The organism is Clostridia bacterium, from assembly GCA_014360065.1.
Lineage (GTDB): Bacteria > Bacillota > DSM-521 > Neomoorellales > JACIYF01 > JACIYF01.
The window spans coordinates 1-8088 of sequence record JACIYF010000112.1; the positions used below are offsets into that span (position 1 = coordinate 1).

The window sequence follows — 8088 nt, forward strand, 5'->3', positions numbered from 1 at the left end:
ATTGAGAACCACCTGTCAACATTGATTTTTCTGACTGATGCTATTGAAAGCCCTTCCAGAAACAAGAAACAGGTTAGCCAACCGGAAGCGTAGCGGGAGAAAAGGATTGGCTTTGGAGCCGAAACTGGATTGATCCGGGCAAGACAAGATGGACGTCAGGAATTCCCTCCCCCAGTAGCCCCGGTCCAGCACCAAAAGGTCGATCATCTTTCGGGGAGAGATGCCGTGGAAAATCATATCATCGGGGATGGAAACCAAAAGCTTTCTCTCATCCGCCGGGATGGGGCCGATGGCTACCCCCACCACGTATTCCTTTTTGGGGGTGAGGTTCATTAGGGTCAGCCTTATCCAGAGCGCCGAGGTGGGCCAGGTTAAAGAAGATAAGCGACCCGTTTAAGGCTTCCTGAGGCGTGCGGCACTTTCAATTTCTCAGTCGGCGATCTCCCGCAAAGTGACTACACGTCCGGTGAGGCGCTGGCGTTGGCCATGCAAGGGCTTCCTGTCAGTTACCCTGGTCCTTGCTGGAAAACTGTTTTTGTTCTAGTATAGGGGGAGAGAAAGGTGGAAACACCGATGCGGCCATATATTCTAGAGTGGGAGAGACGAGGATTGATACGGGAAATCAATGGCAAAAAACCGCAGATCTCGCCGGAAGCTTTGGTATTGGAGGGGGCTGTCATTGCCGGTGACGTAAAGATCGCCCGGCGGGCCAACATCTGGTACAACGCGGTGCTTCGTGGGGACCTAGCCCCCATAAGCATCGGCGAGGAAACCAGCATCCAGGATAACGTGGTAATCCATGCCGACCGCGGCCAGGAAGTAGTGGTGGGAGACCAAGTAACTATAGGTCACGGGGCGGTGCTGCACGGTTGCAAGATTGGCAACCGGGTCATAATCGGCATGAATGCTGTGGTTTTGGACGGGGCGGTGGTAGGCGATGGCTCCATCGTGGGCGCCAACAGCCTGGTGAAAAGAGGCCAGCAGATTCCTCCAGGCAGCATTGCTGTGGGCAGCCCGGCTAAGGTGCTGCGCCAGGTTACCCCGGAGGAAACCGAAGGGATCCTGCGTGGGGTGGCCGACTACCAGGAACTGCATAATTTCCATGCCCAGGCCCAAGGCAAAGGAGCCGGGGTCTAGGCGGCCCAGGCCCAAGCAGCCGAAGCCCAGGCCAAGCAACCGGAGCCCAGGCGGGTGCGGCCAAGGGAAACTTGGTTGGAAAACCAGGAAGCGAAAAAACAACCAACAAACCGCGCAAAACCGCGAAAAATTCCTTGACAGATGTTAGGGGGATTTAATATACTAGCCTATAAATCTATCTTGGCAAAGTGGTTTTTAGCATCACCAAAGGTGGTGCATTAAAAGCGATGAGGAAAGACGCGCTGGAGATGCCTGAAGGTTACAGAGAGCCGGGGGAGCTGAAAACCGGCACCCGAGGGGTCGACAGTATCACTTTCTCAGCTGCTTTCCCGAAACCAGCGGCGGTGAGGATGAAATCCTTAGCCCGGCGTTGGCGCGTAGGTAAGGCCGGAGGGCTGCCGTTATCGGCCAGGAGTGGTTGCTAAGCAACAAGCAGGGTGGTACCGCGGGAAATCCTCCCGTCCCTGGCCCAAGGTTGGGGATGAGGGGGTTTTTTTATAAGCTTTTTGGGTAACCAATTCTTTAAGGGAGGGGAAGCAGGATGGGACTCATCATTTACTTTGACGGGCGCTATGTCCCCGAGGAAGAAGCCAAGGTTTCAGTTTTTGACCACGGGCTCCTATATGGCGATGGAGTGTTTGAAGGCATTCGCGCCTATCATGGCCGGGTATTCAAGTTGAAAGAGCACTTGGACCGGCTCTATGATTCCGCCAAGAGCATCCACCTTGACATCGGCATCAGCAAAGAAGAGATGCAGGAAATAGTGCTGGAAACCTGCCGCCGCAACAACTTGCGCGACGCCTATATCCGGCTGGTGGTTACCCGGGGGCCTGGCGATCTAGGGTTGGATCCCAATAAATGCCTGCGGCCTATCATTTTCTGCATTGCTGCTAAGATCGAGCTTTATCCGCCCCACTTCTACGAAGAGGGCCTAAAGATCGTGACTGTGGCTACCCGGCGCAATATTCCCGAAGCCATTAACCCCAGGATCAAGTCCCTCAATTACCTCAACAACATCCTGGCCAAGATCGAATGCCACCGGGCCGGAGTACCGGAAGCGCTAATGCTCAACAACGAAGGGTACGTGGCTGAGGCTACCGGCGATAATATTTTCCTGGTGAAAAACGGCATCCTCATTACCCCTCCCTCCTGGGTCGGCATCCTGGAAGGCATCACTCGCAATACCGTCATGCAGCTAGCCCGAGCCAACGGCATAACCGTAGAAGAGCGCATTTTTACTCGCCATGACGTTTACAGCGCCGACGAAGTCTTCCTTACCGGTACCGCTGCTGAGGTGATTCCGGTGGTGGAAGTAGATGGCCGGCCCATTGCCGATGGCAAAGTGGGAGCCATGACCAATCGGTTAATCAACCTCTTTAGGGAACACACCAAGGAGGACGGGCCGTTTATTTTTCCTGAGGACGAAGAGGCCTTGGCGCTTAGGTCCCCTAAGGTCCAGGCCTTGTAATCGGAAGGCGGGCCGGTCGGGAAGGTGGCGGGCTGGCCCCGGCTAGATCTGGCCCGGCTAACTCGGCTAAGACCTTAGCTGGGCCCAGCTTAGATAAAATGGCCCCTTAAAAAGGGCATGGATGATAGCTGAAGCTAGGAGTGGAAGCCATGCGCAGCAGCTTGATGAAGCAAGGATTGGAAAAAGCGCCCCACCGTTCCTTGTTTAAGGCTTTGGGGCTAACCGATGAGGAGTTAACCCGGCCGATTGTGGGCGTGGTCAATTCCTGGAATGAAATTATTCCCGGGCACCAGCACCTGGACCGGGTTGCCGAGGCGGTCAAGGCGGGGGTGCGGATGGCTGGAGGTACCCCCATCGAGTTCAACACCATTGGCGTTTGCGATGGCATAGCCATGAATCACCAAGGGATGAAATACTCCCTGGCCAGCCGGGAGCTGATAGCCGACTCGGTGGAGATCATGGCCATGGCCCATCCCTTTGATGCTCTGGTATTTATACCCAACTGCGACAAGATCGTGCCGGGAATGCTGATGGCCGCAGCCCGCCTGGACCTGCCCTCCATCTTTGTGAGCGGTGGGCCTATGCTGGCCGGGCGCTTTAAGGGCCAGCGGGTGAGCCTCACCAATCTCTTCGAAGCGGTGGGGGCGGTAGGGGCCGGGCTAATGTCTGAGGAAGATCTGGCCGAGCTGGAGGAATACGGTTGTCCCGGCTGCGGTTCCTGCTCGGGCATGTTCACCGCCAACTCCATGAATTGCCTGACCGAAGTTTTAGGGATGGCCCTTCCCGGCAATGGCACCATCCCGGCTGTGCACGCAGCTCGCATCCGCTTGGCCAAACAGGCGGGCATGAAGGTAATGGAGCTGCTCCAGAAGGACATTCGGCCTTCATCTATTCTTACTGCCGCTGCCTTTGCCAATGCTCTACGGGTGGATATGGCGCTGGGGTGCTCCACCAATACCGCCCTGCACCTGATGGCCATTGCCAACGAAGCTAAGGTGCCCTTGGATCTTAAAACTGTGGACCAGATTAGCGGCCAAACCCCGAATCTTTGCCGCTTGGCTCCAGCCGGACCGGCCTTTATCGAGGATCTGGATGCGGCCGGGGGCATACCGGCGGTGATGGCAGAGCTTTGGCGGCACGGGCTTTTGGATGGTGAACCCTTGACCGTTACCGGCCGAAAGGTGGCTGACAATATTGCCGGTGCCAAGATCAAGCTTCCTGAAATCATCCGCCCGGTGGAAGATCCCTACAGCCGGGATGGCGGCTTGGCGGTGCTCTGGGGGAACTTGTGCCCGGACGGAGCCGTGGTCAAGCGCTCGGCAGTATCGCCCAAGATGCTTTCCCACCAAGGACCGGCCCGGGTATTTAACTCCGAGGAGGAGGCGGTGGCGGCCATCATGGGCGGTGCCATCCGTCCTGGGGATGTAATTGTCATTCGCTATGAAGGGCCCAAGGGCGGACCTGGTATGCGGGAAATGCTCACTCCCACCTCGGCGGTAGCCGGGCGGGGGTTGGACGACAAGGTGGCCCTGATTACCGACGGTCGTTTCTCCGGCGCTACCCGGGGAGCCTCCATCGGCCACATATCGCCGGAGGCAGCCGAGGGAGGGCTGATTGGCCTGGTGGAGGAGGGCGACCCTATCCGCATCGACATCCCCAAGGGGGAGCTTGCCTTGGAGGTGAGTGCGGAAACCATCGAGGAGCGGCGGAAACGGTGGCAGCCGCCGGCTCCCAAGGTGACTAGCGGTTACCTGGCCCGCTATGCCAGCTTGGTGACTTCGGCCAGCACCGGAGCCGTATTTCGAGGATAGGCGGGTTAGACGGCACCGGCTGGCGGTTGCCGCCGGCATTGCTGGCCGTAAAAGTTAAGGCGTAAGCAACCAGGAGATAACTTGGACTTAACCGGCCCAGAGCCGGAATATGGCTTAATATAGTATGTAGTACGTAATAACCTTTAACATACTCGTGAGGTGAGGGTGAGATGGGGCTTTGATGCAAGTAGCCAAGAGTGACCCATTGACCGGGGCCCAAATCGTGATGCGCGCCCTGGAAGAAGAAGGGGTGGACACGGTCTTTGGTTTTCCGGGCGGGGCGGTGCTGTTCCTATACGATGCCCTATATGCCTGCTCCAGCATCCGCCATATCTTGGTCCGCCATGAACAAGGAGCAGCTCATGCTGCCGATGCCTATGCCCGGGCCACCGGAAAGCCAGGGGTTTGCTTTGCCACCTCTGGGCCTGGGGCTACCAATTTGGTGACCGGGATTACCAACGCTTACATGGATTCGGTGCCCATGGTGGCTTTCACCGGGCAGGTGAGCCTGGACCTGTTGGGCCGGGATTCTTTCCAGGAGGCCGACATTACCGGCATTACCTTGCCGGTAACCAAGCACAATTTCCTGGTCAAGGACGTGGGCGACCTGGCCCGGATCATCCATGAGGCTTTCCATATTGCTTCCACTGGCCGCCCGGGGCCGGTGCTGGTCGATTTGCCCAAGGATGTGACTGCGGCCAAGGCCGATTTTGTGTGGCCACCCAAGATGCAGCTGCCTGGCTACCGGGTGCCCAAAAATGGACATGGGGTCAACGTGCCCCAATGGGTGGAAGTCCTGAGCCGGTCGGAGCGCCCCGTGATTTACGCTGGGGGCGGGGTAATCACTTCCGGGGCTAGCTCGGAACTTCTAAAGCTGGCCGAGAAATGCCAGATCCCAGTTACTACTACCCTAATGGGCAAGGGTTGCTTCCCAGAGGATCACTTCCTCTCCCTGGGGATGCTGGGGATGCACGGTACTGCCTACGCCAATTATGCTGTCACTAACTGCGATCTTCTGATTGCCCTGGGGGCCCGGTTCGATGATCGGGTGACCGGAAGCATAGCCAGCTTTGCCCCCCAGGCCCAAGTGATCCATGTGGACATCGATCCGGCCGAGATCGGCAAGAACGTGCTGGTGCAGATCCCGGTGGTGGGAGATGTGCGCCAGGTTCTAGCTACGGTCCTGCCGGCACTTCCAGAACTCAAACACGAGGCTTGGCTAGCTCAGGTGGAAGAATGGAAAAAGCAATACCCTTTACGGTACGAGAGATCAGATACCCAGATCAAGCCCCAGCAAGTGATTGAGTCCATTTCCAACCTGGCCGATGACCAGACCATCGTCTGCACCGATGTGGGCCAACATCAGATGTGGGCGGCCCAGTACTACCGGGCCCGACGGCCGCGCACCTTCATCAGCTCTGGCGGCCTAGGAACCATGGGGTTTGGCCTGCCGGCTGGCATCGGCGCCCAGGTGGGCCGACCTGAGGCCAATGTTTGGGTAATTGCTGGTGACGGCAGCCTACAGATGACCGTTCAGGAGCTGGCCACCATTACTCAGCACGATTTGCCGGTTAAGATTGCCATTATCGATAACGGTTATCTGGGCATGGTGCGCCAGTGGCAGGAGCTCTTTTGTGAAGGGCGGTACTCGCATACCCGCATCACCGGTCCCGACTACGTTAAGCTAGCCGAGGCCTACGGGATCCCTGGCTACCGGATCGAGGATCCCGGCCAGGTGCGGGAGGCCTTGGAACAGGCCAAGGCCATGGAGGGGCCGGTTATCCTTGATTTTGTGGTTTGCTGCGAAGAAAACGTATTTCCCATGGTGCCGCCAGGCGGCTCCTTGACGGAAATGCTGGGGAACGGGAGGTAGGGCCATGCGGCATACATTGGCGGTGTTAGTGGAAAACCGGCCCGGGGTACTTACCCGGGTGGCAGGGTTGTTTAGCCGGCGGGGCTACAACATCGAGAGCTTGGCCGTGGGCACTACCGAAGATCCCAAGGTATCGCGGATGACCATCGTGGTGGACGGCGATGATCATGTAATCGAGCAGGTGTGCAAGCAGCTTTACAAGCTGGTGGATGTGATTCGCCTGGACGACATTACCCACGAGGAACACGTGGATCGGGAGCTCATCTTGATCAAGGTGGATGCCGACCCCTCCACCCGGGGGGAGATCGTGCAGATCGTGGAGATCTTTCGGGCTCGGATCGTGGACATTGGTAAGGACAGCCTGATCATCGAAGCCACCGGCGATCAGGGTAAGATCAATGCCATTGAGAGCGCCCTGGTTCCCTTTGGCATCCGCGAAGTGGTGCGCACCGGCAAGATTGCCATGGTGCGCGGCGCTAAATACCGGCATGAATAGGAGGAAGATGGCGGTGGGGAAAAGGATTTATATCTTCGATACTACCCTGCGCGATGGGGAGCAATCCCCTGGCGTTAGCCTAAATACCCAGGAAAAGCTGGAGATCGCCCAGCAGCTAGCCCGGCTGGGAGTGGACGTGATCGAAGCCGGCTTTCCCATTGCGTCCCCGGGCGATTTCGAAGCTGTGAAGGCCATTGCCCAAAATGTGCAGGGCCCGATAATTGCTGCCTTGGCTCGGGTCAACCCCCAGGACATCGATCGGGCCTGGGAGGCGGTCAAGTATGCCCGCCGGCCGCGGCTGCACGTGTTCATCGCTACTTCGGACATCCACCTCCGTTATAAGCTCCGCCTTTCCCGGGAGGAAGTGCTGGAGCGGGCGGTGGCAGGAGTCAAGCGGGCCAAAGGTTACTGCGAGGATGTGGAGTTTTCCACTGAGGATGGTTCTCGCACCGACTTGGACTTTATGTGCCAGATCCTCGAGGCCGCCATCGAAGCTGGGGCCACCGTGGTTAATATCCCCGACACGGTGGGCTACGCTACCCCGGAGGAATTTGGCCGCTTCATCGCTACCATCCGCCAGCGGGTACCCAATATTAATAAGGCCATCGTCAGCGTTCACTGCCACGACGACTTGGGGATGGCGGTGGCTAATTCCTTGGCCGGGGTACTGAACGGAGCCGAGCAAGTGGAGGGCGCCATTAACGGCATCGGGGAGCGAGCCGGCAATACCGCCCTGGAGGAAGTGATTATGGCCCTCCACACCCGGCGCGATTTCTACGGGTTTGAGACCGGGATCCGGACTGAGGAGATCTACCGGACCAGCAAGCTGGTCAGCGCCCTGACCGGCATGCCCATCCAACCCAATAAGGCGGTGGTGGGCAAGAATGCCTTTGCCCATGAGTCGGGGATTCACCAAGACGGGGTGTTGAAAGAGCGCACCACCTACGAGATCATGAACCCAGCCATGATTGGCCTGATCCAGAACAATATCGTCCTGGGCAAGCACTCGGGACGGCACGCCTTTAAAGAGCGGCTGGGGCAGCTGGGATTCGTCCTCTCCGATGCTGACTTGGACCGGGCCTTTGCCCGCTTTAAGGATCTGGCCGATCGCAAAAAGGAGATCACCGACCGGGACCTGGAAGCCATCGTGGAAAACGAGATCCGGACCATCCCCGAGTACTTTGCCCTGGTAGACCTCCACATTTCCACCGGGACCAAGGTGGTACCTACGGCTACCATTGGCCTTAGGGTAGGCGAGGAAGTATATGAAGAGGCGGCCTGCGGCGAGGGCCCGGTGGACGCT

General features: G+C 58.0%; 7 protein-coding genes. 6 read left to right on the top strand and 1 reads right to left on the bottom strand.

The window, feature by feature from the left end:
* Window positions 1–15: 15 nt before the first annotated feature.
* Window positions 16–333, bottom strand: a complete 318-nt coding sequence (locus H5U02_12550) for a hypothetical protein (protein ID MBC7343248.1) — start codon at window positions 331–333, stop codon at window positions 16–18.
* A 240-nt stretch (window positions 334–573) separates the two neighbouring features.
* Here H5U02_12550 and H5U02_12555 point away from each other — a divergent pair, with 240 nt between their 5' ends.
* The 6 genes from H5U02_12555 to H5U02_12580 form a co-directional block, all read left to right on the top strand.
* Window positions 574–1137 carry a gamma carbonic anhydrase family protein gene (locus tag H5U02_12555; protein MBC7343249.1) on the top strand — a complete coding sequence of 188 codons (564 nt, stop codon included), beginning with the start codon at window positions 574–576 and terminating at the stop codon, window positions 1135–1137.
* A 541-nt stretch (window positions 1138–1678) separates the two neighbouring features.
* A complete protein-coding gene (gene ilvE / locus H5U02_12560) occupies window positions 1679–2605 on the top strand; it encodes a branched-chain-amino-acid transaminase (GenBank protein MBC7343250.1) in 927 nt (308 codons plus the stop codon).
* A gap of 149 nt (window positions 2606–2754) precedes the next feature.
* On the top strand, window positions 2755–4416 hold the full coding sequence (ilvD, locus tag H5U02_12565; protein MBC7343251.1) for a dihydroxy-acid dehydratase: 1662 nt from the start codon (window positions 2755–2757) through the stop codon (window positions 4414–4416).
* Window positions 4417–4597: 181 nt separating this feature from the next.
* Window positions 4598–6289: a biosynthetic-type acetolactate synthase large subunit gene (ilvB, locus tag H5U02_12570; GenBank protein MBC7343252.1), complete on the top strand. Its 1692-nt coding sequence runs from the start codon at window positions 4598–4600 to the stop codon at window positions 6287–6289.
* 4 nt (window positions 6290–6293) lie between these two features.
* The gene (gene ilvN, locus H5U02_12575) at window positions 6294–6785 is read left to right on the top strand and encodes an acetolactate synthase small subunit (GenBank protein MBC7343253.1); all 492 of its coding nucleotides are present in this window, start codon (window positions 6294–6296) and stop codon (window positions 6783–6785) included.
* Window positions 6786–6798: 13 nt separating this feature from the next.
* Window positions 6799–8088: 2-isopropylmalate synthase (locus H5U02_12580; GenBank protein ID MBC7343254.1), on the top strand; the 1290-nt coding region annotated here is incomplete at its 3' end.